This is a genomic window from Flavobacterium sp. N502536 (assembly GCF_025947345.1).
In the GTDB taxonomy this organism is placed as follows: domain Bacteria; phylum Bacteroidota; class Bacteroidia; order Flavobacteriales; family Flavobacteriaceae; genus Flavobacterium.
Genome location: NZ_CP110011.1, coordinates 775,565 through 800,207, shown reverse-complemented (window position 1 = coordinate 800,207; position 24,643 = coordinate 775,565). Strand labels below are relative to the sequence as shown.

The 24,643-nt window shown below is 36.6% G+C and carries 25 protein-coding genes and 1 riboswitch; of the genes, 5 read left to right on the top strand and 20 right to left on the bottom strand.

Translation table 11 applies throughout. From position 1 onward, the window contains the following. Positions 1–4: 4 nt before the first annotated feature. From yiaA to OLM61_RS03595, 5 genes are all read right to left on the bottom strand, one after another. Entirely contained in the window at positions 5–403 is a 399-nt protein-coding gene (gene yiaA / locus OLM61_RS03615; protein ID WP_264525140.1) for an inner membrane protein YiaA, read from the bottom strand. Positions 404–564: 161 nt separating this feature from the next. After that, positions 565–1,104: a DUF4252 domain-containing protein gene (locus OLM61_RS03610; RefSeq protein ID WP_264525139.1), complete on the bottom strand. Its 540-nt coding sequence runs from the start codon at positions 1,102–1,104 to the stop codon at positions 565–567. Between the two features lies 1 nt (position 1,105). Next, the gene (locus OLM61_RS03605; protein WP_264525138.1) at positions 1,106–1,633 is read right to left on the bottom strand and encodes a DUF4252 domain-containing protein; all 528 of its coding nucleotides are present in this window, start codon (positions 1,631–1,633) and stop codon (positions 1,106–1,108) included. Between the two features lie 16 nt (positions 1,634–1,649). After that, complete coding sequence (locus tag OLM61_RS03600) at positions 1,650–2,108, bottom strand: hypothetical protein (RefSeq protein WP_264525137.1); 459 nt, start codon at positions 2,106–2,108, stop codon at positions 1,650–1,652. Further along, the gene (locus OLM61_RS03595) at positions 2,095–2,604 is read right to left on the bottom strand and encodes an RNA polymerase sigma factor (RefSeq protein ID WP_264525136.1); all 510 of its coding nucleotides are present in this window, start codon (positions 2,602–2,604) and stop codon (positions 2,095–2,097) included. The genes OLM61_RS03600 and OLM61_RS03595 overlap by 14 nt, the downstream gene beginning before the upstream one ends. 160 nt (positions 2,605–2,764) lie before the next feature. Here OLM61_RS03595 and OLM61_RS03590 point away from each other — a divergent pair, with 160 nt between their 5' ends. Continuing rightward, the gene (locus OLM61_RS03590; RefSeq protein ID WP_264525135.1) at positions 2,765–4,237 is read left to right on the top strand and encodes a S41 family peptidase; all 1,473 of its coding nucleotides are present in this window, start codon (positions 2,765–2,767) and stop codon (positions 4,235–4,237) included. A 354-nt stretch (positions 4,238–4,591) separates the two neighbouring features. On the opposite strand, the gene OLM61_RS03585 is transcribed toward OLM61_RS03590, so the two are convergent. From OLM61_RS03585 to OLM61_RS03545, 9 genes are all read right to left on the bottom strand, one after another. Continuing rightward, positions 4,592–5,650 carry a YncE family protein gene (locus tag OLM61_RS03585; RefSeq protein WP_264525134.1) on the bottom strand — a complete coding sequence of 353 codons (1,059 nt, stop codon included), beginning with the start codon at positions 5,648–5,650 and terminating at the stop codon, positions 4,592–4,594. Positions 5,651–5,654: 4 nt separating this feature from the next. After that, complete coding sequence (locus tag OLM61_RS03580) at positions 5,655–7,508, bottom strand: TonB-dependent receptor plug domain-containing protein (RefSeq protein WP_264525133.1); 1,854 nt, start codon at positions 7,506–7,508, stop codon at positions 5,655–5,657. Positions 7,509–7,534: 26 nt separating this feature from the next. Then, a riboswitch (cobalamin riboswitch) is annotated at positions 7,535–7,738 on the bottom strand. 67 nt (positions 7,739–7,805) lie between these two features. Further along, entirely contained in the window at positions 7,806–8,342 is a 537-nt protein-coding gene (gene cobC, locus OLM61_RS03575; protein WP_264525132.1) for an alpha-ribazole phosphatase, read from the bottom strand. Beyond that, the gene (locus tag OLM61_RS03570) at positions 8,327–9,112 is read right to left on the bottom strand and encodes an adenosylcobinamide-GDP ribazoletransferase (RefSeq protein ID WP_264525131.1); all 786 of its coding nucleotides are present in this window, start codon (positions 9,110–9,112) and stop codon (positions 8,327–8,329) included. Before OLM61_RS03570 ends, cobC begins: the two co-directional genes overlap by 16 nt. Before the next feature lie 225 nt (positions 9,113–9,337). Next, positions 9,338–9,769, bottom strand: a complete 432-nt coding sequence (tnpA, locus tag OLM61_RS03565; RefSeq protein ID WP_264525130.1) for an IS200/IS605 family transposase — start codon at positions 9,767–9,769, stop codon at positions 9,338–9,340. 44 nt (positions 9,770–9,813) lie between these two features. Next, positions 9,814–11,493 carry a nicotinate-nucleotide--dimethylbenzimidazole phosphoribosyltransferase gene (gene cobT, locus OLM61_RS03560; RefSeq protein ID WP_264525129.1) on the bottom strand — a complete coding sequence of 560 codons (1,680 nt, stop codon included), beginning with the start codon at positions 11,491–11,493 and terminating at the stop codon, positions 9,814–9,816. Positions 11,494–11,625: 132 nt separating this feature from the next. After that, positions 11,626–12,135, bottom strand: a complete 510-nt coding sequence (gene cobU / locus OLM61_RS03555) for a bifunctional adenosylcobinamide kinase/adenosylcobinamide-phosphate guanylyltransferase (protein ID WP_264525128.1) — start codon at positions 12,133–12,135, stop codon at positions 11,626–11,628. Between the two features lie 48 nt (positions 12,136–12,183). Beyond that, positions 12,184–12,558 carry a four helix bundle protein gene (locus OLM61_RS03550; RefSeq protein WP_264525127.1) on the bottom strand — a complete coding sequence of 125 codons (375 nt, stop codon included), beginning with the start codon at positions 12,556–12,558 and terminating at the stop codon, positions 12,184–12,186. Between the two features lie 24 nt (positions 12,559–12,582). Beyond that, positions 12,583–12,945, bottom strand: a complete 363-nt coding sequence (locus tag OLM61_RS03545) for a DUF5522 domain-containing protein (protein WP_264525126.1) — start codon at positions 12,943–12,945, stop codon at positions 12,583–12,585. A 178-nt stretch (positions 12,946–13,123) separates the two neighbouring features. Here OLM61_RS03545 and OLM61_RS03540 point away from each other — a divergent pair, with 178 nt between their 5' ends. From OLM61_RS03540 to OLM61_RS03530, 3 genes are all read left to right on the top strand, one after another. Beyond that, positions 13,124–14,266: an ABC transporter substrate-binding protein gene (locus OLM61_RS03540; RefSeq protein WP_264525125.1), complete on the top strand. Its 1,143-nt coding sequence runs from the start codon at positions 13,124–13,126 to the stop codon at positions 14,264–14,266. Positions 14,267–14,271: 5 nt separating this feature from the next. Further along, complete coding sequence (locus tag OLM61_RS03535) at positions 14,272–15,300, top strand: iron chelate uptake ABC transporter family permease subunit (protein WP_413614370.1); 1,029 nt, start codon at positions 14,272–14,274, stop codon at positions 15,298–15,300. 91 nt (positions 15,301–15,391) lie between these two features. Then, the gene (locus OLM61_RS03530) at positions 15,392–16,168 is read left to right on the top strand and encodes an ABC transporter ATP-binding protein (RefSeq protein WP_264525124.1); all 777 of its coding nucleotides are present in this window, start codon (positions 15,392–15,394) and stop codon (positions 16,166–16,168) included. A 63-nt stretch (positions 16,169–16,231) separates the two neighbouring features. Here OLM61_RS03530 and OLM61_RS03525 read toward each other — a convergent pair whose 3' ends face one another. Together OLM61_RS03525 and OLM61_RS03520 are read right to left on the bottom strand one after the other, a co-directional pair. Then, positions 16,232–16,690 (bottom strand): tRNA (cytidine(34)-2'-O)-methyltransferase, encoded by a 459-nt coding sequence (locus OLM61_RS03525; protein ID WP_264525123.1) that lies wholly within the window; start codon positions 16,688–16,690, stop codon positions 16,232–16,234. Between the two features lie 113 nt (positions 16,691–16,803). Continuing rightward, on the bottom strand, positions 16,804–17,379 hold the full coding sequence (locus OLM61_RS03520; protein ID WP_264525122.1) for a pseudouridine synthase: 576 nt from the start codon (positions 17,377–17,379) through the stop codon (positions 16,804–16,806). A 334-nt stretch (positions 17,380–17,713) separates the two neighbouring features. On the opposite strand from OLM61_RS03520, the gene OLM61_RS03515 reads away from it, so the two are divergent. Beyond that, on the top strand, positions 17,714–21,145 hold the full coding sequence (locus OLM61_RS03515) for a T9SS-dependent choice-of-anchor J family protein (RefSeq protein ID WP_264525121.1): 3,432 nt from the start codon (positions 17,714–17,716) through the stop codon (positions 21,143–21,145). Between the two features lie 126 nt (positions 21,146–21,271). Here the strand turns inward: OLM61_RS03515 and OLM61_RS03510 are convergent, their stop codons facing one another. The 4 genes from OLM61_RS03510 to OLM61_RS03495 are packed head-to-tail and all read right to left on the bottom strand — an operon-like array spanning position 21,272 to position 24,636. After that, positions 21,272–21,793, bottom strand: coding sequence for a MepB family protein (locus OLM61_RS03510; RefSeq protein WP_264525120.1), 522 nt, complete (start codon positions 21,791–21,793; stop codon positions 21,272–21,274). A gap of 52 nt (positions 21,794–21,845) precedes the next feature. After that, positions 21,846–23,639, bottom strand: coding sequence for a hypothetical protein (locus OLM61_RS03505; RefSeq protein ID WP_264525119.1), 1,794 nt, complete (start codon positions 23,637–23,639; stop codon positions 21,846–21,848). Continuing rightward, positions 23,636–24,187, bottom strand: coding sequence for an RNA polymerase sigma factor (locus OLM61_RS03500; RefSeq protein WP_264525118.1), 552 nt, complete (start codon positions 24,185–24,187; stop codon positions 23,636–23,638). The genes OLM61_RS03505 and OLM61_RS03500 overlap by 4 nt, the downstream gene beginning before the upstream one ends. A gap of 50 nt (positions 24,188–24,237) precedes the next feature. Next, a complete protein-coding gene (locus OLM61_RS03495) occupies positions 24,238–24,636 on the bottom strand; it encodes a hypothetical protein (RefSeq protein ID WP_264525117.1) in 399 nt (132 codons plus the stop codon). Positions 24,637–24,643: the final 7 nt, after the last annotated feature.

Below are 24,643 nucleotides of genomic sequence, written 5' to 3'. Positions count from 1 at the left end.
AATATTATTGATCTGAAGAGTACGCCATATTGTCTCTCGTGTTTTTTTGTACTGAAATAGCACCAAAAAGGGCCAGTAAAAAAGCAAAAGTATAAAACCCTTTTTCGCTTGGCAAGATCGTAGCATTCCAAAGGCCTACGATTAATAAAACAATAGATAAAAGAGTTCCGAACCAGCAGATTCCGTAATACATATCGGTTACCGGAAGATTTTCCAATCTGTCTCTCACACTTTTTTGTAATGAAACTACGGCAAACAGTCCAAACATTAAAACGGTGAAATAATATCCTTTTTCATTTAATAACATTTCGGCTCTGGCAAGTCCTACTATAAATCCAACTGTTCCTGCTCCAAGAGCTACCCAGGATGCCGCTATAAAGGCATTCGATGTTTTTTGTACCATAATTAGTGTAATAATTTTTTTTTGGTTGATGAACAAATATAGATAAAATCAGTTCATATTAAAACAAACACGAGCAGTATTATTCAGTATAATCTTCTAAAAATGTTAAATAAAAAAAGCTCCAAATTATGGAGCTTTTTCGTTTTAATACAAGTAAGAAGTTATGGTTTCATCAACTGCTGTAAAGGCTTTAATTGTTCCATATCAATTTTAGAGGCTTTCAAAACCGACATCAGGGTCATGATGTTGTTCGGATTCATGTTTTTTCCCAGTACACGCACCACTACAAAACCGCTTTCTTTTTTGTTGGCAAAAACCACAAACTCTTCGATATTGTCGTCAGGCCCTACATAGCTTATAGATGCTCCGTCTTTACCTGAGCCAACCTTCATTAATTCCTGGTATTTTGGATTTTTCAGGATCTCTTTTAGTTTGCCGCGTTCTGTTTCAAATTGTGCCTGATTTTTAGGTGTTTCTTTAAAAGCCAGGATATTCATTTTCTCGAATGATTTTAAAGCTTCATTTTGTTCCGCAGATAATTTTGCTTTCTCCACATTTAAGATTGTTGACGAAATATCAAGTGCGATAAAATCTTTATTGTCTGTGTTTTCAACAAAATACTTCTGTAAGGAAGGAGTAGAATTACAACTTACTAAAGTTAGTAAAACTAAAAGGGCTGAGGTAATAACGTTTGCTTTCATCTTATCTTTTGCCTTTAGAAGCTTTTTTTAAGTCAGCACCACCAGGAAGCTGCATTTTATCTGTCAGTACTGAGATTTCGTTTAAGTCAAAATTACCTGTTAGGGAAAGTAATACGCTTTCGTTGTTTTTTGCACCGTCAACAAACATCAGTAATTCTTTAATTTGCGTATCGCTTGCACCTGATCTTACCATGATGCGTACATTTTTTCCGCTGTCGTTTACTTTCATAAGTTCTTCTAATCCGGCTGTTTTGATGTATTTGTCGGCTGAAGCTTTCATGTCGGCTTCGACTTTAGGATTTTTAGTGGTAAACACTTTTAGGTAGTCTAACTTTTTAATTAAGTTAATGTATTGTTGGGTTTCTTTATCAGAAGCGTCAACTTTCACTTTGCTCATTAAATCGAACATTTTTTTGTTTACGATTACTGAGGTTACATCGTCCTGACCATCAAATTTGTCAAATGCTCCCTGAGCATAAAAAGTATGGCTAACGAATGCTAAAACTAGTGTTATGATAAAATTTTTCATTTGGATTAAGATTTAATTACTGTTTAAAAATTCTGTTTTTTGATTGTTCGTATTCTTTAATGTATTGTACACTTTCGATACCTACATTAACATTGTTTGATAATAAAGCCAAAGCTTTTTGCGTTGCGGCAAGTGCTTCTTCCGGATTATCATAGGTTCCTAATTCAGTTTGCGCTGTAACCGGAGTTACATTTTTTTCGCTTACATAAAAATAGGTTCCAACTCCTAGTAAAACAACAGCTGAAGCTGCAATCGATAACCACGCTACTTTTCGTTTTTTAGTTTCTAGTGGTATTGTCTGCGTCGATTTCTGTTCTTTTACCTGAGAGAAATAACCAAACATAGGTTTGTATTGTTCCAAATGCTGCGCAACATCCGGTGAAGAAAAATATTCTTTTAATTGATTTTCTTCGGCAATAGTTGTTTCTCCCTCAAAGTATTTTTCTAATATAATTTCTATTTTACTGAATTCCATAACTGTGTGTATTAACCATTGATTCTCTTATTTTTTTTCTCGCTCTTGAAAGTGCTACTCTGATAGCCGTTTCGTTCATATTGACAATTTTTGCAATTTCATCAAATTCATATTGTTCTACATCCCGCAACTGAATTAAAATCTGTAATTGTTCGGGTAAGTGGCTTATAATTTTTTCAACCCATTCTAAACTATTCGAATCTTCCAGTTTCTTGTCCAGTTGAGGCTCCCGGTCGGTATAGTTATTATGGACAATTTTAAGATTTCCGGCTCTTTTTGATTTTAACTGATCCAGACAATAATTTTTGGTCATTGTCATCGCAACAGCTTCAACACTATTGTAAGTTTCAAGAGTATCTTTTTTGTTCCATAGTTTAACCATAATCTCCTGAGTGGCATCTTCGGCTTCTTCGGTACTGGTTAATAATCTTTTTGCCAGACGAAAAACTTTGTCTTTAAAAGGATTTATTAATTCTATAAACACATTCTGATTCATAAAATCTATTGGTTATTCGTTAGCTTATATAGTGAAGACGAGACACTATTATTTTTGTTACACGGAGGTTTAAAAATTTTACAATAAAAAAGCAATAAAATTCTTAGAGTTAAAACTAAAGATAGTATTTTTACGTTAATACTACATAAGAGATCCCTATATGAAAACAATATTAAAGAGTGTACTGTTATTATTTTTACTTGCTTTTTCTTTGCAATCCTGCGAAGATCAGGACGATGTAGCGGCTCCGGCGTCGTTACAGGTAAACGATTTTATCTGGAAAGGCTTGAATCAGTTTTATTTATGGCAGGCTGATGTTCCTAATTTAGCCGATGACCGTTTTAGCGATCAGATAGCATTAAATAATTTTTTGAGCGGGTATTCTAAACCACAGGATTTATTTCAGGATTTATTGAACAAACCTATTAGCAAGTTTCCAAAAGGTCAGGCCATTGATCGTTTTAGCTGGATTGTAGATGACTATACCGTTTTAGAGCAGGAACTTCAGGGAACTTCAAAAAATGCAGGTGTAGATTTTAGACTTAGTTACAAACCCGGAAGTACGACTGATTTAGTAGGTTATGTACGTTATATTATTCCTAATTCTGATGCTTCGAAAAAAGACATTAAAAGAGGCGACCTTTTTACCGGAGTGAATGGAACTTCATTGACGGTTTCCAATTATCAGGCACTTTTGGCAGCTGACTCTTATACTTTAAATATGGCTTCCTATACCGGTACCAGTTTTGAAAGTAATGGAAAAACAGTTGCGTTGGTAAAAACAACTTTAGACGAAAATCCGGTTTTTATCAATAAGGTTATTACAGCCGGAGGTCATAAAATTGGTTACCTGATGTATAATGGTTTTTATGCCAATTATGATTCGCAGCTTAATGCGGCTTTTGGAGAACTAAAAGCACAGGGTGTTACCGATTTTGTTTTAGATTTAAGATACAACGGAGGTGGCTCGATACAAACGGCAACTCGTTTGGCCAGTATGATTACAGGGCAGTTTACCAATAAGGTTTTTTCGAAAGAGAGATGGAATGCAAAAATCAATGAATTCTATGAAAGTGAAGACCCTGAGTCATTGCTGAATAAATTTGTAGATAAGATTGATGGTACTGCGATTAATAGTTTGAACCTAACCAAAATTTATATTATCACAACAAGTGGTACGGCTTCTGCAAGTGAATTAGTGATCAATGGGTTAGTGCCTTATATTTCAGTAATTCAGGTAGGAGAGACTACTGTTGGGAAAAACGTAGGATCGGTAACATTATACGATTCTCCAACTTTTGGAAAAACAAACAGAAATCCAAATCACAAGTATGCGATGCAGCCTTTGGTGTTGAAAATTGTGAATGCTGCTGATTTTGGAGAGTACACAGACGGTTTAAAACCAACGTATGAAAAACTGGAGCGTATTACTAATTTAGGAGTTTTAGGAGATCCAACAGAGCCGTTGTTAAGTGTGGTGGTGTCTCAAATTACCGGAGTCAGCGCGAAAAAAACAGGCGAGGACAGTGGGGTAGCTTTGAAAGGCTTTACAGATGCTAAAGCAATGGACGGAATTAAAAACCAAATGTATCTTGAAAAAGCTCCCGAGGGACTTTTACGAGCATTGAAATAAAAAAAAGGGCTGTCCGAAAAGTATGAACTTTCTCTCATTATGTTATTTGGTTTAAGTCTCTACTTTAGTTCGACGCGGATAAAACAGATTTACTTCGTAAAAACGCGGATAAAAAACAGATTTTTTTTCCTCATTTAAAAGTTTTTTTAATTTTTAGAATCCGTTTTTATCAGCGTCTTCGCGATAGCGAATCCGTCAAATCAGCGTTGAATTAAGACGTATAATTTTTGCCGATCAATAAACTGCTTTTGGATTATAATTCAATCTAAAATTATTTATAAAAACAAAAGAGGCTGTCCTTACTTTTCGGACAGCCTCTTTTTTTTGGTCAAAAACCAAAACTAATTCTAAAAATTAATCGTTGAAGTAGAAACCGTTTGGTCCAACACCAACTGTTAATTCTTTTTGTAATGTTCCGCTCAAATTGTAGATGTAAGCTTTACTGTTTGATTTAAAATCACCTCCGTCGGCAATAAAGATTCTATCGTCTTTTACAGCAAAACCATACATTTTTCCATAATCAGAAGTTGAAGTGTATTGGAAAATTGGAGTAGTTGAAGCCGTAGTTGCTGTATAATCTATCGCATAAACTGCCGTATTTAAGGTATAGTATATTTTGTTGTTGTAAATATCTAAGTTTTTAACTCCGTCAAGTGACTCCGGGAAAGTGATTTTAGTGATAGAGTTATCTGATAATTTTACTTTTACAATTTCGCTTCTTTCTCCATAAGAACTTCTGATTGCGTATAAAATACCATCTTTCTCTTCCATAGTATCTGCTCCAAAACCAATAGTTAATGAAGTTTCCAATTTGTTTGTAGCCGGGTTAACCACAAGTAATTTGTCACTATTGTAAGGTTCTGTTACATAAAGCTTGTTGTTGTGAAGCTCGATATGGTTTGCTGTTGTATTTAATGGTATTGTAGTTTCTACTTTGTTGGTAGCTAAATTAATTACAGCGATAAAATCATCAGTGTTACCAGCTGGGTTTGTTTTAGACCAATACGTATTAGCATTCGTTACATAAGCCTTACCGTCTTTTACAACACCGTATCTTGGTGCGTTTAAACCAGTTTCAACTTTAGCTAATAGTTTAAAGCTATAACGGTCTACTACATTAATCACATTCGAACCACCAGCAATGATATAGGCCTTGTCTCCGTCAAAAAAGATGTTTTGAAGATATTTTCCAACAAAATCAGTAGTGTTTGCCGTTTTGTAAGCATCTTTAGTGAAAGTGTTTAAATCGTCAGAGATGAAAGAAACAGAACCACCATCAGTAGAATTTCCTTCATTTAAGATGAAAATTCCATTATCATAAACTCCTTTAGGATTGTCGGAGTCGTCGTCATTAGAACAAGAAACAAAAAGCGATACGCTTAATGCCAATAAAAATAATCTAGTCAGTTTCATTATATTAAAATTTAAGGTTTAAGTACAGGTTGTAATTTCTTCCCGGCATTGGTCGGTGTTCCAGACTTTGGTAAAATGTATTCCACACATTCAGCACCTGAATACCTACCCTGAAAGAAGATAAAAGTTTAAAATCGTAATCCAGGCCAACGTTTGAAACCGTATAAGCCGACACGATTTTTTCAGGATCATTGTCTGCCTGCGTGTATACAAAGCCATTATAGAGAAATTGATAATGGGCTGAAATGTTGTTTCTGGAGTAGGCAATGGCTGCAGTAACTTTATGAAAAGGAACAAAAAACAATTGCTTTTTGGTTTCGACATTTTCTGAAACTGTATACGCATAAGTCGCATTAGCAGTCAGGTTGTTTTTGCCAAAACTCTTTTTCCAGCTCAATAAGGTTTCGGCCCCATAACTGTTCACTTTGTCTGTGTTTTGTGGCCTCCAGATGCCATTATTTCCGGGGACCCATTGCAATAGATCTTTTATTTTGATGTAGTAAAAAGTCTGAGTCAAAGAAAAGTTCTGAACGGTAAAAATATTTCCAATTTCTGCCTGATAAGAACTCTCCGGTTTTAAATCACGATTTCCGCCTTCTTCCCAATACAAATCATTAAAAGTTGGAATTCTGAAATTTCGGGATACATTCAATTTCAAATTATATAATTTCCCAAACTGATAAGAAGAACCCGCTGAGAATAGTACAGGAGATTTATAATTGTCGGTAAACTCTTTGCGAACACCAAATTCGTTTTTCCAATTAGGGGATGCCTCTTGTTTTATAAGTAAAGCTGCCGAACTTATTTCTCTCACATTATCTCCAAAACCACTTCCGTATCCTTTGGTTCGGTTGTAATCCAGAATACCATTTAGTTGTATGGATTTTAGCAATTGATAGCCCAGATCCGCTTTTGTAGTTAAGCTTTCTGTTTTTCCGTAGGTATAAATATTGCTGGAATTGTCGGCATAATATTTATAGTTTTCGAAAATATAGGCCGTTTTTAAATTGGTTTTGAACCTGCCAAAATCACCATCGTACTCTAATAAGTTTCGATTAAAACCATTGACATATTTGCTTTTCGTTTCAGATTCAGAAACCAGTGAAGTATTTCGGTCTGTATTTGAAGTTTGGGTATATAATTTTAAACTGTTTTTGGCATCAATTTTATAACCTGCATTTGCATTTAGCGATATAACATCGTATTGACCGTTTTGATTCCAGCGCTGTTCGCCTTTCCAGTTGTATTGATTCAGATACTTGTAATCGTTTGTCGAACTGTTTTTAGAGAAACCAATCTGAGCGCTCCATTTTTCGTTTGAAATATTGGTTTTGTAATTAATTCCAATCGTATTAAAACTTCCGTAATCCAGTTTTAAAGTATTCTCAAATCGATTATAAAAGGTCAGATCGTTATTTAAATGCACCGTTCCTCCAACCGCTCCACTGCCGTAAATAACACTTCCTCCTCCTGCTTTTACGCTGATAGAATTATAATCGGAACCGGGAATGGTATTAAAATCGGTACTTCCATTCATTTGAGAGTTAATGTTGATTCCGTTCCAGATGACTGCTGTTTGTGATGATGTGGTACCTCTAAAGGATACGGTAGAAAGCATTCCACGACCGTATTCTTTAAAGTAAATAGTCGAATTAAAGTTTAATAAATCAGTCAGTAAAGCCTCATTCTTGCCAATAACAGAATCGTTTAGTTTTAAAACCGATTGCGAACTGGAGTATTTTTTAAGATTGGCGTCGGAAACGACAACATTTTTAAGTTTGGTAATAGAATCACTTTGCGCCGAGATAATCTGACACAAGCACAAGAAGTAAAAGACAAAAAGTTTTTTTAAAGCCATAATTTCTACACTCTTTTTCCCGAGAGCTCGATATTGGTTACAAAGGCAGGTCTCCTGGCTTGCGTCTTGTTGTTTACCTTCCCATTCGCCAGAGCGAGCAGTGGTTTTGTAGTTAACAACAAGCATTCTTTTCAGAACAAAGCTTACAGTTGCGGGTACAGCTCAAGATTTATTACTTGATTCCCTTTTAATGTGTATGAATGAACACAACCTTAATTTTGTGCAAAGATAAAGTTAAAATTATTGAATTTTCAAATTTGTTTTAGTTTTTAGAAGGAATTCGAAACAAATTGTAACTTAATACTCTATTTTAATAACCTGTCCGAAGGCTACTTTGTTGTTAAAGGCATCTTTCAGAGGCAATGCAGACTGATGGCATAAAATACTTCTGATTACACCCGCATGAGAGACAATTACTACAGGAGTGTTTTGAGCGTTTAAAATGTGCTCGTTTAAAAAGGCGTCCACCCTTTCATGAAGTGCTGTAAACGACTCGCCGTTGGGTACCTGTGTTGTGACAAAATCTTCCATCCACGGATTAAGCTGCTCCGATGGAATAGTCTCCCAGTTTTTCAGTTCCCAGTCACCAAAATTCATTTCCATCAAACGGTCGTCCTTAACTATGGAAATGGGGTTTGTCTTATGCTGAATGTATTCGGCCAACTTAACACAGCGTTTTAATGGGCTAGAAAAGAGTAGGGCTTCTGAGGGCAATTGCGAAACAATTTCTTCAAAAATAGTTTCAAACGGAACTGCCAAATCTACATCAGACTGGCCGTAGCAGATTCCTTTTTCGCAAGTGGTTTCGGTATGGCGAACTAGATAAACTTCCATATCAAAAGAATACTTAAATAGTAGATTACTTCACAAACCTGTTGCGTGGCTCCCAGACAGTCACCTGTATAACCATCAATCCATTTTTGAAAATAGCGGGCTAAGAAGTAACGCATAATAAATACCGGAATTAGAGCTAAAAGGAATTTATACTGAAAATAAGAAAACACCAATAAAGGAATTAATCCGAAGAAAAAGGAACCTGTAATTTCTTTCCAACTGTGTTTTTTGGCTATTGGTTTGCTTTTACTGGTAGCATCATCACGAGAATATTCATGAGTAAAAATGATAGATATTGCCGCCAGACGGCTTAAAGAATGAGCAGAAATGAACAAAAGGAAAATTAGAAAAATGTTAGTAGTGAAAAGAGTAACGGATTCAGCAAGTAGTTTGAATTTCAGTAAAAAAAGCAGCACCAAACCAATTGCTCCGTAGGCACCTATTGCGCTGTCTTTCATAATAAGCAGGATTTTTTCTTTGGTCCACCCGCCGCCAAAACCATCACAAACATCTGCAAAACCATCTTCGTGGAAAGCTCCGGTTGTCAGTATCGAGGTAACTATTGCCAAAAGAACAGCCGTCTCCGTAGATAGAAAAAGCGAAGAAAGGTAGAAAGCCAAGAAAGAAATGCTTCCCACAATCCAACCTATAAAAGGAAAATAGCGCGTTGCCTTGTTTAAATAGTCCGGATCATGATTGATGTTTTTAGGACAGGGGATTCTGGTGTAAAACATTAAACAGGTAAAGAAGATATGGAGTTCTTTTTTCATTTTAAGAGGATTGTTTGTTTGGCTAAAGCCTTTTTGGTTGTTAATATATGTTCCAACATCTAAAGATGTTGTCTATTCTATATCTATTGTATTGTATTGTATTCAAATCTGGAGGGTGTATAAAAAATAATTTATAAATATGTAATTTTTACATTGCCTCCAGATTTATCTGGAGGCCGTTGTATTTAGGGTTAGAATGGCTTTAGCCAAATTCTATTTATGTATCTATTGTTTATGAAAATCAAATTTGCTGATAAATTCATCATATTCTTCCTGAAAAGTTTTTTTCTGATGATGAATTTCTTGATTTTTAATATAATTTCTTACTTTGTCTATTGAAGATTCTGAAACAGAAACAGCAAAGTATTCATCCTGCCATTCAAATTTTTCTTTAGTTAAATTATTTTTATTGATCCAGTAGGATGATTCTCCTTTGACCAATTGCATTATTTTTTGAATATTTTGATCAGATCCTAATGAAATAAGGCAATGACAATGATCCGAATATCCGTTTACAAAGTCCACATATATTCCTTTTTCTCTTGCATTCTCTTTAATATGCTTCCACACTTTTTGTCTTAATTCTGTTGAACTTAAGAATGGGAATCTGTTTTTTGTACTCCAAACAAAGTGAATGTATATTTTTATGAACGGCATAATTGTAGTGTTTTTTCTTACATAACGTAAAATAATCACTTTAATTACTTCCTACTGACTCCCGCGCTTTCAAAACTGGCCATTTCATTCAAAAAAACTTCGGCCGATTTAATAATTGGAAAAGCAATCGCACAGCCAGTACCTTCGCCTAAGCGTAAATCCAGATTTAAAATGGGCTTCGCTTCTAAATAATTCAATAATTTCTGATGCGCTTTTTCGGCGGAGCAATGGCAGAAAACAGCGTTTTTATGAATGGCAGGATTTATTTTGGAAGCAACTAAAAAGGCAACGCTACAAATAAAACCATCAACCAAAAGAAGCATATTATGCTCAAAAGCAGTTAACATTCCGCTGGCAATCTGCATGATTTCAAAACCGCCAAAATAGGCCAGTTGCTGGTTTAACTCTGCCGGGCCTGTGTAATTTTCAATGGCTTTTTGAAGCAGGTTTTGTTTTTGAAGTAGTTTTTCGTTTTCAACACCTGTTCCTTTTCCCACACATTCTTCGATAGAAAATCCGGTGAGAAGACTCATCAATACAGAGGCAGTAGAGGTATTTCCGATTCCCATTTCTCCAAAACCAATACAGTTTGAACCTTTTTTTGCGATAGCTTCAACAATCGATTTTCCTTTTTCGAAACACAATTGTAGTTCTGTTTCACTCATTGCCGGAAGGTGTAAAAAGGATTGGGTTCCTTTGGCTATTTTGGCATTAATCAGATTGGCATTTGTGGGGAAATCATAATTCACACCGGCATCTACGATCGATAGCTGAATGTCATTTTGCTTGCAGAAAACATTAATGGCAGCACCTCCTTCGAGAAAGTTACTGACCATCTGTCTTGTAACATCTTGCGGATAGGCGCTTACCCCATGATTGGCAATACCGTGATCTGCAGCAAAAACAACAATAGCGGGATTTATGATTTTGGGATTTAAAGTTTCAAAAACAGTGGCCATCTGAAAAGCCAGAGTCTCGAGCGTTCCTAAAGCACCAATAGGTTTGGTTTTAGAATCTATTTTCTCCTGTAGCAGGGTACTGAAATTGCTCTTATTGCTGTTTGTTGTTTTAGATTCTAAAGGAAAATGGGAAACCTGATTCTGAACGATACTTTTAATTTCAGTACAGTCCGGAGCTTCTGATTTATGTTTCCAGTGCAATTGCTGCAACATGGGTTGATTGTCGTAATTGGTAGCTGGTTTTCCGATACAGAAGTAGCCCAGTGGCTCGATGTTTTCTGGTAAATCAAGAATTTTTTTAAACTGATAATAGTTCAAAATAGACACCCAGCCCATTCCGTACCCTTGTTCTGTAAGGGAAAGCCAGATGTTTTGGGCCGCACAAACCGAACTGAATTTTACAGCTTCATTGCTGCCTACTGTTCCAATTGTAAATTGGTTTAACACCGATCGGTCGTAAGCGATAATGAGTCCAATAGGGGCTTCTTCAATCGCTTCGAGTTTTAAGGATTTATAGTGCTCCTTTTGTTCGGGATTGTCGGTAAGTTCTTCGGCTTTTTTGTTGTACTCTAAAAAAAGATCTTTGATGGCACTTTTGACTTCAACCGATTTGATAAGATAATAGCGGGTAGCATCGGTTAATCCAACAGATGGGGCCCAGTGCCCCGCCTGCAAAGCTTTTTGAATCACTTCGTCAGGGACTTCATCATTTGTAAAGTGGCGGGTATCACGACGTGATTTTAATATATCGTCTAAATGGCTCATATGTAAGTTCCAAGTTTTTAAATTCCAAATTCCAATTTTCAAATCAATTCAAAAAAGAATTTTAAAGTTTAAGTAAAGATAAAGTATAGCGTTGGAATTTGGAATTTAAAAAATTGGAATTTATTTTCATCGCTATCCTTTTATCTTAACGGGAATTCCGGAAACCATTAAAACTACTTCATCTGCTTTTGAGGCCAGAAACTGATTCATCCAGCCTTGCAATTCGGTAAATTTTCTGCCAATATGAGTTTCGGCATGTACGCCCATTCCGATTTCGTTGGTTACAATAATCAAGGTAGCGTTTTCCTGCTGGGCTATTGCCAGAAATTCCTTTTTTGCTTCTTCTAAACTTAAGGAGACATCATTTTTGTGGTCTATAAAAAAGTTCGTCAGCCAAAGGGTGACACAATCAATTAAAGCCACTTTTTCAGAAAAGTCAATTTCGCTTAAGTGTTTTTCTTTTTCAATATTGGTCCAGCGTTCGTCACGTTCCTGTTGGTGTCTGTCGATTCTGTTTTGAAAATCGTCGTCCCATTTTCTGGCGGTGGCTACATATATAGGTGTGTCTGAAAGTTGTAAGGCCAGGTTTTGGGCGTAACTGCTTTTTCCTGATCGCTCGCCTCCGGTTATTAGGTAAATCATTTTAATTGTTGATTGTTAATTGTTGATTGTAAAATGTTGATTGTTAGTTTAAAGAAGAGGCTGTTTAGGGGGGATTTGACTTTTGGTCGTTTTGATAATACTTGTTATTAATTTTAATATTGAAATGGCGTCATTATTAATAGTCGCAAACTCTTTTTCATTTAAGTAATTGGTTGCTTTTAGTAATTCTAGCCAATAAACAGTCTCATTGGCTTCTTTTTGGGCAATTGCAAATTTATGAATAAAATCATTCTTGCTTTCGGCATGTTCTGCTTCCCTTATCATTGCACCAATACTTGTTCCCGATCGTAAGAGTTGTTTGGAAAGTATAAATTCTTTCTTCTCAATAGACAGGTATTGATACAATTTGACTACCTGAATCGCAAAAGCAAAACTTTTGTCTTTGATAATATTCTCTTTCATAATCAACAATTAACAATTAATAATTTAATACGGGCAATGTCGGCAATCGTTTCCGCAGCAGCTTCCTCTTTTTAAGTGAAACCAGGATTTAAAAACATAATTTCCATTTTCGATATAATAATCAATGCCTTCAATTAGTTTTTCTTGTTTGGGTAAAGATATTGCTTTATTTTTAAGTGCTTTTTGAGGGGTAAGAGTTTCTACGTAGGCATCAATTTTATCTTCACAGGCCTCCTTAAAGCAAACAGGGCAAAGGCAGTCTCCACCGGAAGAAAGATTAAAAATAGGAGGGAAATCATTACACCAACACTTGTTTTCATTTGAAGTATCTCCGCAGCTGAAAGAGGATTCACAGCTCGAGCAGACTTTTGTTTTTATGGGATTCATGGAGGGAAAATGAGGTTTATTTGGTTTTGTAAGAATAAAGGTAAACAAAAAATTTAGAAATTGCGTTACCTTTGTCAGTAATGAAATTGTAAAATTTAAAACGAATACGAGTCAAATTACATGCCATAAAAGTAGCAGAATGAAACCGGATTCCTTAAAAAAATAATAGAACCTAAATATGAGACATTTACTACCCAAATTGATTTTTATTTTACCATTTTTTCTTCTTGTCGGATGCAAAAAAAATGAAGCTCCGGAAAGCGTAAAAACTGAAATTGCAAAAAATAGTATCGAGTTTGCGTCCGGACTTTCAATTGTAAAACATGAAGGATATTCAGTAGTAACGGTTTCAGAGCCATGGCCGGATGCGCAAACTAAGTTTACTTATGTTTTGAAAGAAAAAGAAGCAAAAGTACCGGACAGTTTACAAAAGTACACCACAATCAAAGTTCCTTTACAATCAATCGTAGTGACTTCAACGACCAATATTCCGTTCCTGGAGATGCTCGAAGTTGAAAATAAACTTGTTGGTTTTCCACATACCGATTATATTTCATCTGAAAAAACCAGAGCTTTAATAGACAAAGGTACTGTTAAAAATGTAGGTCAGAACGAGAAGTTGAATATCGAACAATTAATAGAGTTGTCTCCGGATTTAATAGTGACTTTTGGAGTAGACAATAACAATCCGATGCTTGACAATTTGAAAAAAAGCGGTTTAAATGTTTTAATCCAGGCCGACTGGATGGAGCAATCTCCACTTGGAAAAGCAGAATGGATTAAACTTTACGGAGCCTTATTTGGTAAAGAAGAACAGGCAAAGGAACTGTTTGACAAGATTGTTCTGAGCTATGAGCAGGCTAAAAAATTAGTGGCAGGTAAACCGGCGACTTCAACTGTTCTATACGGTTCTATGTACGAAGATGTTTGGTATGTAGCCAAAGGAAACAGCTGGGTAGCGCAGTTTATGAAAGATGCTCAGGCCAACTATTTATGGGCAGATTTGAAAGGTACGGGAAGCGAAGGCTTGTCTTTTGAGAAAGTACTGGTGAAAGCAAAAACAGCTAATTTCTGGATTGCCGCGGGCTCCTTTAAGACCCTGGACGAGTTCGGGAAAATCAATACGCATTATAAGGAGTTTGATGCTTTTAAATCTAAAAATGTTTATACGTTTGAAGGTAAATCCGGAGCAACCGGAGGAACAGTTTATTATGAGCTGGCTCCAAGCCGTCCCGACTTAGTGTTAAAAGATTATATCAAGATTTTTCACCCGGAGCTGTTGCCTAGTTATGAATTTACTTTTGCCTCTAAATTAAACTAAGTTCATTGATTCATAAAAAACGAAATATAATACTGTTTTCAGTACTCGGTCTGGCGCTGTTGTTTATGTTTTTCTTAGACATTAGTCTGGGGTCAGTCACCATACCTTTTAAGGAAGTGTATAATAGTATGACCGGAAACCACGCCAGTAAATCGACCTGGGAATACATTATTGTTAATTATCGCCTGCCCAAAGCAATTACAGCAGTTTTGGTTGGAGTGGGATTGTCTGTAAGCGGTTTGCTGATGCAGACGCTGTTTCGAAATCCGTTGGCAGGACCTGATGTTCTTGGACTAAGTTCGGGAGCAATTCTGGCAGTCGCAGTTGTAATTTTGGGTGCGGGTTTTCTGCCTTCATTTTTAAATTCGGTTTTGTTATCGCCATTCGGAATCGTACTGGCCTCTACAACGGGAAGTGTTTTGGTTTTGATGCTGGTACTGCTGGTTGCACAGCGTTTGCGGAATACGATGGCAATTTTAATTGTCGGATTAATGTTTGGGAGTTTTACCAGTGCTATCGTTGGGGTTTTGACGTATTTTAGTTCGGCGGAACAACTGCAGAAATTTACCTTTTGGTCGTTGGGAAGTCTCGGGAATCTTTCCTGGACTTCGATTTCGATTTTGGCGGTTTGTGTTGTTTTTGGACTGTTTTTGAGTGCCGGAAGTATCAAACCGTTAAATGCATTGCTTTTAGGTGAAAATTACGCCAAAAGTATGGGACTAAATTACAAGAGAGCCCGACTGGTGATTATTTTTGCGACCAGTATTCTGGCCGGAAGTGTTACTGCTTTTGCGGGGCCAATTGCCTTTATAGGTCTGGCGGTACCCCACATTGCAAAGCTGACATTTCAAACTAGTAATCACGCAGTTTTATACTGGAGTACTTTTTTTTACGGAGGAATAATCATGTTGTTTTGCGATATGGCATCACAACTACCGGGATTAGAAACCACCCTGCCAATTAATGCCATCACTTCTATAATTGGTGCACCAATTGTCGTTTGGTTACTCATGCGAAAAAGTAATTTTCAATAAATAAATTAGCCACAGATTCAACGGATTTTCGCAGATTACTTAAAAAAAAACTTAGAACCTTAGCAGCTTAGAACCTTAGTACCTTTAAACAATGACTACTATTTTAAAGACCACAAACCTTAGTATCGGCTACAAGTCGAAGAAAGGAGTTGTGACCATTGCTGAAAATTTAAATTTGAGTTTAACTTCGGGGAAACTTATTTCGCTAATTGGAGCAAACGGAATTGGGAAATCGACTTTGCTTCGAACGATTACCGGAATTCAGCATCCGCTAAGTGGACAAGTTTTTTTGAATGATAAAAATATAAGCAGCTACAGACCTTTAGCGTTAGCCCAAAATTTAAGTTTGGTTTTAACCGAAAAACTACCACCGAGTAATTTATCGGTTTTCGAATTAGTGGCTTTGGGACGTCAGCCTTACACCAACTGGATTGGTACTTTAAGTGAGACGGATATCGAGAAAGTGCACGAAGCTTTGCAGTTAACTCAAATCGAGCATCTGGCTCAGAAAAAGCATTTCGAAATTAGTGACGGACAATTGCAGAAGGTTTTAATCGCAAGGGCACTCGCGCAGGATACTCCGCTGATTATTCTGGACGAACCCACAACACATCTTGATTTGCTGCACAAAGTTTCGTTATTCAAACTGCTTAAGAAACTGACAGAGGAAACGCAAAAATGTATTTTATTTTCGACCCATGATATCGATTTGGCGATTCAGTTAAGCGATGAAATGATTATTATGACTTCGGAATTAGTGGTACAGGACGCGCCCTGTAATTTAATTTCCAAAGGAAGTTTTGAAACCTTATTCAAGGATGAACATATTGTTTTTGATGCCGAAAAAGGAAAGTTTGTGATTGCTTAGAAAATCTCAGGGAGTGATTTACCAATCTTAAAGAAAGGGTAAAACCCCCACAGAAGTAAGTAATTAAATATTCTTTAATGCAATTTGTCTTTTTGCTTCTCCAACCACAAAAGCCACAGAATTGGCAATGTTGAAACTTCGGATTAATTTTGACATCGGAATCGTCAGGTGATTCTCAAAACGTGCTAAGACCTCTTTGCTCAAACCAACACTCTCTTTACCAAATACCAACCAGTCTCCATCCTGAAACTCTGTTTCCAGATATGATTTTTCGGCATGAGAACTCATCAGGAAAACACGCGACTGATCCGGAATCTGCTGAATCCACTCTTCAATATTTTGGTATTCCGTAACCTCAAGATGCACCCAGTAATCCAGTCCCGAACGCTTCAGGTTTTTATCGTTGATCACAAATCCGAATGGGTGAATCAAATGTAACCTGCTTTCTGTACCAACGCACAAACGTCCAATGTTTCCGGTGTTATTTGGGATTTCAGGTTCTACAAGAACTATGTTTAGCATTTTTTTTGAGTTATGAGTTATGGGTTGTGAGTTGTGAGTTTTGGAATTTGGAATTTGGGTTTTGGAATTTGATTATTGAATTAAGCGTCCCCGTAATTATCTAATTTCCAAATTCACTCATTATCTAATTGAAATTCGGTTACTTCCAGCACATCTCCGGCCTTTAAGTTTTGCAAATATACATTTCCTATGCGAACACGAACCAATCTTAAAGTTGGAAATCCAACGGCTGCCGTCATTTTTCGAACCTGACGAAATTTGCCCTCATTTATGGTGATCGAAGCCCAGGAGGTTGGACCATGTCGCTCGTCTCTGATTTTTTTGGCTCTCGGACCAAAATCAGGAATCTCAGTAACGATAAAAGCCGAGCAGGGTTTGGTTTTATATTTGCCGCCATCAAAACCTATTTCAACGCCTTTTTGTAATGCCTCAATTGCTTCAGGAGTAATAAGGCCATCGACCTGAACGTAATATTCTTTATCCACTTTTTTGCTTCGCACCAGTTCGCTTACCTTTCCGTCCGTCGTGAGTAAAAGAAGTCCTTCGGAGTCTTCATCAAGTCGGCCGATTGCCATGGTACCTTCAGGGAAATCATACAACTCTCCTAAAAGCTTTTTCTTTCTTTTTAATTCGTATATAAATTGACTCAGATAACCGTAAGGTTTAAAAAGAAGGAAGTGTTGGTGCATGCTGTATTTTTTGACTGCAAAGATAACGTTGTTTCATAAAGGACATAAACTTCTGCTGCAATTATTCAAAGCTCGGAATTTCCTTTTTTTTGAGGCAAAATTTTAAGTAAGAAATGCTTGAATAAAAAGCAAGAGCATGTTAATTCGTACAAAAAATAAATATCTCGTGAAGCCCCGTCAGATCTAAGAATAATTGAAAGAACTGACGTAAAATTTGATTTTTGCTTGAAAATTTTCACAAAAGCGCGATACGATAAGTTTATGTTTTCACAATATTCTGTTAACTTTAAACAATATAAATTTGATTTCTAAAAACTCTATTTTTTTAAACTGTATGAAAAACAACTACTCTGTACGCCATCTCATGGCTTTTTTAAGTTTTTTTTGTTGGTCTGGGAATCTTTTTGCCCAAACCATGCCTACCCCTCAATCTATAACGCCTGAATTTGTACAAAATTTTAGTACATTAGCGGCAGGATCAACAACTTATCCACCAGGTTTTCAGGGTTGGACTGCTAATGCTGGTGCCCCGGGGACAAGCTATAATACAGCCTTAACCGCGACTAACCAAAATCTTCGAGCCAGTAGTACTGCAAACACTAATTCAGGAGGTGTTCACAATTATAACGGGAAGATTGGCTTCTTGGATACAAACAGTTTAGATGCAGCAATAGGTTTTGCGTTTGTAGCTACCAACAGTAAAAATATCCAGGTGAAATATGATGCCATGGTCATTCGTAATCCTTATAACGGAACGACTAATCTTTGTATTTATGAAATGGCACTGCAATACAGAATAGGAACCACAGGGCCTTTTATCACCTTACCGGAAACGGCTTATTTAAGTGACAAGACGGTTCCATTAGATGTAAATAAGACTGAACCAATTAATAGTACCACAATTAAAACTAATTTACCTGCTACCTGTAACAATCAACCAATTGTTCAGATTAGATGGATCGCTAAACAGAATGTTGGTGGAGGAGCACGTCCTTCATTTGCGATTGATGATTTAGATATTAGAGAAGATATTGTTGCACCAGTAAGCGCAGTTGGCTACCCAAAAGCAAGCAATATCTTATCGGAAAGTTTTGATTTCTCTGATAAATTAGATGAGGTAGGAAAAACGTATTATGTTTTAGTACCGGGAGGAAGTGCAGCACCAACAGCCGCACAAATAAAAGCGGGTCAGGATGCTAATAGTGCTGCCGCTTTGCAATCAGGATTTTTAGATGTTACGAATATTACTCAGGTATACACTAAAACTTTTTCAGGGTTAACACTGGATACCGATTATACGGTTTACTCTGTTACCGAAGATATTTTTGGAAATTTATTGGCTACTCCTGCCAAAGTTGATGCTTCAATTTTAAGTGCACCAGTTCCTTCTATGGTAACAACGGTTTCTGCTTTAGATTTTGGATTTTCAGAAACAGGCTTTAACTCAGATAATTTTAATTATCAGATTCAGGGAACCAACATCACAACCGATGTTACTGTAACGGCTACCGGAAAATTTACCGTTTCGAAAGACGGAACTGCGTTTGGAACTTCAGTTGTTTATGCTGCGTCTGACTTTGCTTCAGGAGCAACACCAACTGTTTACGCCAGATTTACGCCAGATGCTCTTGGAAGTTTTTCAGGACAAATTGAAAATAAGAATCTTGGAGCAGCAACTAAAACAGTAGCGCTTAGTGGAACAGGAATTGATCCTTACACACAAGGTTTTAACGATGCAAATGTTTTAAGCAATAGCGGATGGACACAGTATAATGTTGCCGGTACTGCAAATAAATGGATTACAACAACTGTGGCCAGAAATATAAATTCGGGAACAGGAGCAGTAATCATGAACGGTTATAGCGATAACGGACCGAGTAAAGATTGGTTGATTTCTCCAAAATTACGTCTGGACAATACAGCCAAATTTGATAAAACGATCCTGCTTTCTTATTATTCCCGTAAATTTTATGCAGGTACCGATTTGAAATTAATGGTTTCTACCGATTACGATGGAAAGAGTAATCCGGAAAATGCGACCTGGACGGTACTTGATGGAAAATTCCCTACTACAACAGGAACTTATGCTCAATCGCAATACATTAAATTAGAAGGTTACAAAACAGACCATACTTATTTGGCATGGGTTTATGAAACTACTGCCGGAGGAGCAAACAATGCGGCTGAATGGTCGTTTGATGATTTTGCTATTACCAATGAGACTGGTTATATAGATGCAAACCCTGTTTTAGATTTTGGAGATGTAAATTTAAGCGAAGTTTCGGGAGCTCAGGCTTTTTCAATTAAAGCAGAAGGGCATGGAGATATTACGCTTACAGCTCCTGCAGATTATCAATTGTCTTTAGATAATACTTTATTTCAATCGACTATTGTAGTTAATGCAGCCGATGCCGCAGCATCTAAAAAGATTTACGCAAGGTTTGTGCCATCTGTAAAAGCACTAACGATCTCAGGTGCTTTAACCGTAAGCGGAACTGCTTTAAACAAACAAATTGGATCATTTACAGGTTCTTCTATACCAAAAGCAGATACGTTTGATATCGTAACTTATAACCTGGAGTTCTTTGGAACCGATGTAAAAGACAAGACGAATAAAGAATTTGGACCTACAGACGACGCGTTACAAATTGAAAATGTAGCAAAAGTAATGAACAAGTTAAATGCCGACGTTTACGTTGTTCAGGAAGTTTCGGATGAACCGGCTTTAGATGCTTTGGTACAAAAAATAAGCGTTAACGGTAAAACGTTCGATAAAGTAATTTCACCTTCATGGTCGTATTCTTTTAAACCGTTAGACCCAAATTTCCCACCTCAGAAATTAGTGGTGATTTACAATACGCAAACAGCAACGGTAAAAAACACCAGAGTAATGTTTAAAGATTTGTACGATCAGATCCGTGCTAAAACGGTAACACTAAATAGTTATCCAAGTCCTGATGGTGACGATGGAGATTTCTTCTCTTCAGGCCGTCTGCCTTATATGGTACAAATCGAAACCAATATTGGTGGGGTAAAAAAACTGCTTAATTTAGTAGATCTTCACGCACGTGCCAATAGCGGATCGGATATGAACAAATACAACATGCGTAAATACGATGCAAAAGTGTTAAAAGACAGTTTAGATACTTATTACGCCAATTCGAATTTGATTATTTTAGGAGACTATAACGATGATGTAGATGAATCAGTTATCAGTCCAAACCCTTCAACTTATAAGGTGTTTGTAGACGATGTGACCAATTATACGCCACTTACTTTAGAAATTAGTAAAGCGGGAGCTTACAGTTATTTAAGTTCAAATGGGTTTTTAGATCACATCATGATTTCAAATGAATTAAACGATCAGTACATTAAAAATTCAACTGCTGTTTATGATCCGCGTAACGATATTGCCAATTATACCAACACAACTTCAGACCACGGTCCTGTAATTGCTCGTTTTGAATTGAAACCAACATTATCTGTGATCGATTTTGAAACGAAGAACGGTTATTTTGTTCAGGCTTATCCTAATCCAACGACCGATGTTGTTAACGTGGTGGTGAAAACAGCTACTGATAAAAAGTTGAAATTAAAATTCTATGACCTTTCTGGTCATTTACTTGGAAACCCTGTTGAAATCAATGCGACACAGGATTTAAGCACAACGGCTGTTCCGGTAAGTTACCTGCAATCGGGAATCTACTTTTATACTTTAACCGAAAACAACAAAGTGGTTTACAAAGGAAAGATCATTAAGAAGTAAGAAGTGAAACGTAAAATGTAAAATGTGAGAAGGAAATTGATTTGTAGTTTCTTTTAAACAGTTTGCTAGTAGTTTTGAATAAAAAAGAAAAAGCAGTCCAAAGTAATTTGGGCTGCTTTTTTGTATTTAAAATAATGCTTTGAATGCTGTCGGGTTTGCGTTGGGGGTGATGACGTGAAAATAATTCAGTTGCCATTGCTGTGTTTTCTGCGCCTGTTTGCTTGTGGTTTCATCCCAGGGCGGATAAACTCTGGTGGCTCTTTTGCCTTCTTTTGTCGGAGTTGTAAAAATCCCTTTTTCCAATAGAACAGCTTTCGGAAAAACAAATTGTCCAAATAAATCATCCTTTCTGACACTCACAATCACAAAATCAATAGGGTCTGAGAAATCAAATGGTTCAATAATACCTGTTGCATTGCGTTTCCATAACGTTACAAATTGTCCCGTTTTCGTAGGCGTAATTTTTGCCGTTCTGTAGCAGATTTGCTTTTGATCGAACTGAAAGCGATACGCATCATAATCGCTGCTTTCTGCTTCCGGATGAGGTTGGGTAACATCTAAACTGCAACAATCATAAAGCAATTCTTTAGCAATGATAAGATCTTTGGGTAATATTTTCAGATCGGTCCAACTGTTTTTGATGGTCATGTTATCGTTTTTTTTCTAAGTAATTTTGGGTAAAATTACCACAAAAAGAACTTTAAAAAGAAACATTCAATCCAAAATTCAATCCCCATTGAAACTGATTGAAAGACTGGCTGTTTAACGGATTGATGTAATAATTCATGGCAGGCTCCACAAAAACACTTGTTTTTTTATAAACACGATATTGTACAGTACTGCTTAAAGTAGAACCGTAGATGTAATCGTTGGCGTTAACATTTTTTCCAATTGAATTTCCGTTTAAAGCCATATTGTTTGAAATCAGTTTGCCCACAAAACCGCCTGTATTCAGATTGATACGGGTCTTATTTTTGTTAAAAATGGAGTAGGAAACCTCCAAAGGCATTTCGATGTATCGCAAGCTTTGGTCTAAATTTCCGCTTTCAATCGTATTACTTTCAATATTGTTTTGTTTCAAGGCATTGGTCGTGGTTTTAGAAACAAAGATATAACCGTCATTGGTGCTAATCTGAGGTGATGCCGCAACCACAGTTGCATTTTGATTGAAATAGTCATTAGAAGTCATAGCCGAATTAGGAGGGCCATTGCTGATGTAAGATACATTGGCAACGCTTTGTCCTAACTCGTTAATCTTAAAACCGGAACCCACGGCCCATTTGTTGTTGATTTTGTATTTCGTTTTAACCCCGTACGTGCTACCTTGTTTAGAATCGTTTACATTACCCAGCGTTTTGTCATTTTTATAATTTTCTGAACTGGCGACTCCGGCAAAAACTTCAACAGCCCATTTTTCGCCTTTCGGAACCGTTAGTTTCTCTTCTTTTTCTTTTTTGTTTTCCGGACTAATAATGCCTTTTTCTAAATTTTGTAGTTCGGCCAGCTGAACGGAATCCTGCTTGCTTAAAACAGTAGTGAATTTCGAATTGCTTTTCGGATTACCTGTTAGTTCTCTGCCAGATACTGCATTTTCATTTGAAGCTTTTGCATGAGGATTTGAAAAGGAACCCGGGTTATTTAAAGCGATACCAAAATTGTTTTTAGGGTTTTGTTGCTCCTCAAAAACAGAACCGGACACCTGATTTTTAGAACCTGGACTGAACGGATTTGTTTTTCCGGCGCTAAAAGTTTTTTCCGCTAAAATTTGATTCGCAGCTTTTTTATCAGCACTTAGAAGTTGGCTTTTTGAATTTGAATTGAACCCATTGGTTTTGCCGTAAACAGAAGTCTTCTCCGCTAAACTTTGAGGAGCAGCTTTTCTCTCCGGATTTAAAAATTGATTTTTCGAAACCCCATTAAACGCATTGGATGGATTGGAAGAATATACATTTGCTTTTGCTGAAACAATTGCTTTTTCGGTAGCAGTCTGAGCTTCGTTTCTTTTGGTAACGGCTGAATTTAGAGTAGCATTTTCCGAATTGGTTTTGTTTGGCTTGTCAGCATGAGCAACTGTCGTTTTTTGATTTTGATTTTTGATAGGAAGAACCGATGGCGCAGTCCCGTTTTTTAAGACAGGATCAACACCGGTACCATTTGATTGTTGCTGCGTAGTAGTTTCAGCAGCTCCATTGTCTTTGTTTTGAATGGTAGGGTTAGAATTGGTATTGTTATTTTTCTCCTCTAAAACAACAGTATTGTCTTCGACAGCACCATTTTTTACGGTTTTAACTGCCGAAGTAGAATTAAAATGTAAAACAGAAGGAAGCAGCAAGCCTAATAATAAGCATGCAGCAGCTGACCACCAAAGAATAGCTCTCTTTTTCTTTTTAGGCTGGTCCAATTTTTCTTCAATCTGACCCCATAATTCAGGGGGTGGAACACTTGTAAAGTCTTCCATTGATGAAAAAATATCTTCTATATTTTGCTTTTTCATGCTATTTTAAAATTTTTTATGCTCAGTATTTTTTTTTGCAAAATGTGCTTGGCACGGTTTAAATTTGACTTTGATGTTCCTTCAGAGATTTTTAAAAGTTCGGCTATTTCTTTATGCTTTAGTTTTTCAAAAACATACAGGTTGAAAACGGTACGGTACTGATCGGGTAAATCCCGAATGTATTCCAGCAGTTTTTCCTGTTCAACCGGAGCAATATCTAATTCCTCCTCTTCAACAAAATCGGTGTCCGGATCAAAAACATCCAAAAAGAAACTTTCTTTTTTCTTCTTGTTCAGGCTTTCAATCAGCTTATTAATGAAAATACGTTTTAGCCAGCCTTCAAAGCTTCCTTCAAATTTATATTGGCCGATTTTTTGAAATACAATGACAAAAGCCTCCTGAAATACATCTTTGGCATCGTCTTCGTTTTTCATATACTTTAGGCAAATACCATATAAAACAGGAGAGAACAACTGATAGATTTTCAGTTGTCCCTCTCTGTCATTTTTGATGCACAGCCGTATGTATTTTTCTAAATCGTCTTTCAAAAAAGTGGTTTTTTTGGTTTTGCAAAAATAGGTTTTATAAGCTTATAAAACTATCTTTTGTAAATAGTACGAGAGGCATCAGTGTTATTACTGACTATTGTTAGGTTTTGATTGTCAAGGTTTTCTATGATATATGTCTTCCCCTCAAAGGTGATTAGGTCATGTTCGGCCTGATCAAAATAACCAATTCCTTTTTCGACTTTATAAGTGCTATTTCTTATTTCAACATCATTTTTATAGGTAATCACTCTTCCGTTAGGCGTAAAAACAACTTTTTTGTTAAACCCGATCGTCTTTGGAGTTGCCGTATAAGGATTATCGCTTCCTCCAATTGATTTTTCCCAAATCCACGTGTTCACAATTGAACCGGAATTGATACTCGTAGCTTCCAGCGAATATGCCGACGAAAAGAGACAGCATAGGATACTAAATAAGAAATATTTTTTCATAAATCCG

Coding starts and splice junctions, on each gene's coding strand:
- OLM61_RS03580 (WP_264525133.1), bottom strand. CDS start 7,508: ATGGCTTTAAAAAAACTTTTTGTCTTTTACTTCTTGTGCTTGTGTCAG.
- OLM61_RS03585 (WP_264525134.1), bottom strand. CDS start 5,650: ATGAAACTGACTAGATTATTTTTATTGGCATTAAGCGTATCGCTTTTT.
- OLM61_RS03515 (WP_264525121.1), top strand. CDS start 17,714: ATGAAAAACAACTACTCTGTACGCCATCTCATGGCTTTTTTAAGTTTT.
- OLM61_RS03610 (WP_264525139.1), bottom strand. CDS start 1,104: ATGAAAGCAAACGTTATTACCTCAGCCCTTTTAGTTTTACTAACTTTA.
- cobU (WP_264525128.1), bottom strand. CDS start 12,135: ATGATTTACCTAATAACCGGAGGCGAGCGATCAGGAAAAAGCAGTTAC.
- OLM61_RS03540 (WP_264525125.1), top strand. CDS start 13,124: ATGAGACATTTACTACCCAAATTGATTTTTATTTTACCATTTTTTCTT.
- OLM61_RS03595 (WP_264525136.1), bottom strand. CDS start 2,604: ATGAATCAGAATGTGTTTATAGAATTAATAAATCCTTTTAAAGACAAA.
- yiaA (WP_264525140.1), bottom strand. CDS start 403: ATGGTACAAAAAACATCGAATGCCTTTATAGCGGCATCCTGGGTAGCT.
- OLM61_RS03530 (WP_264525124.1), top strand. CDS start 15,392: ATGACTACTATTTTAAAGACCACAAACCTTAGTATCGGCTACAAGTCG.
- cobC (WP_264525132.1), bottom strand. CDS start 8,342: ATGGAAGTTTATCTAGTTCGCCATACCGAAACCACTTGCGAAAAAGGA.
- OLM61_RS03590 (WP_264525135.1), top strand. CDS start 2,765: ATGAAAACAATATTAAAGAGTGTACTGTTATTATTTTTACTTGCTTTT.
- OLM61_RS03570 (WP_264525131.1), bottom strand. CDS start 9,112: ATGAAAAAAGAACTCCATATCTTCTTTACCTGTTTAATGTTTTACACC.
- OLM61_RS03600 (WP_264525137.1), bottom strand. CDS start 2,108: ATGGAATTCAGTAAAATAGAAATTATATTAGAAAAATACTTTGAGGGA.
- OLM61_RS03525 (WP_264525123.1), bottom strand. CDS start 16,690: ATGCTAAACATAGTTCTTGTAGAACCTGAAATCCCAAATAACACCGGA.
- OLM61_RS03550 (WP_264525127.1), bottom strand. CDS start 12,558: ATGAAAGAGAATATTATCAAAGACAAAAGTTTTGCTTTTGCGATTCAG.
- OLM61_RS03510 (WP_264525120.1), bottom strand. CDS start 21,793: ATGACCATCAAAAACAGTTGGACCGATCTGAAAATATTACCCAAAGAT.
- OLM61_RS03545 (WP_264525126.1), bottom strand. CDS start 12,945: ATGAATCCCATAAAAACAAAAGTCTGCTCGAGCTGTGAATCCTCTTTC.
- OLM61_RS03520 (WP_264525122.1), bottom strand. CDS start 17,379: ATGCACCAACACTTCCTTCTTTTTAAACCTTACGGTTATCTGAGTCAA.
- tnpA (WP_264525130.1), bottom strand. CDS start 9,769: ATGCCGTTCATAAAAATATACATTCACTTTGTTTGGAGTACAAAAAAC.
- OLM61_RS03605 (WP_264525138.1), bottom strand. CDS start 1,633: ATGAAAAATTTTATCATAACACTAGTTTTAGCATTCGTTAGCCATACT.
- OLM61_RS03495 (WP_264525117.1), bottom strand. CDS start 24,636: ATGAAAAAATATTTCTTATTTAGTATCCTATGCTGTCTCTTTTCGTCG.
- OLM61_RS03505 (WP_264525119.1), bottom strand. CDS start 23,639: ATGAAAAAGCAAAATATAGAAGATATTTTTTCATCAATGGAAGACTTT.
- cobT (WP_264525129.1), bottom strand. CDS start 11,493: ATGAGCCATTTAGACGATATATTAAAATCACGTCGTGATACCCGCCAC.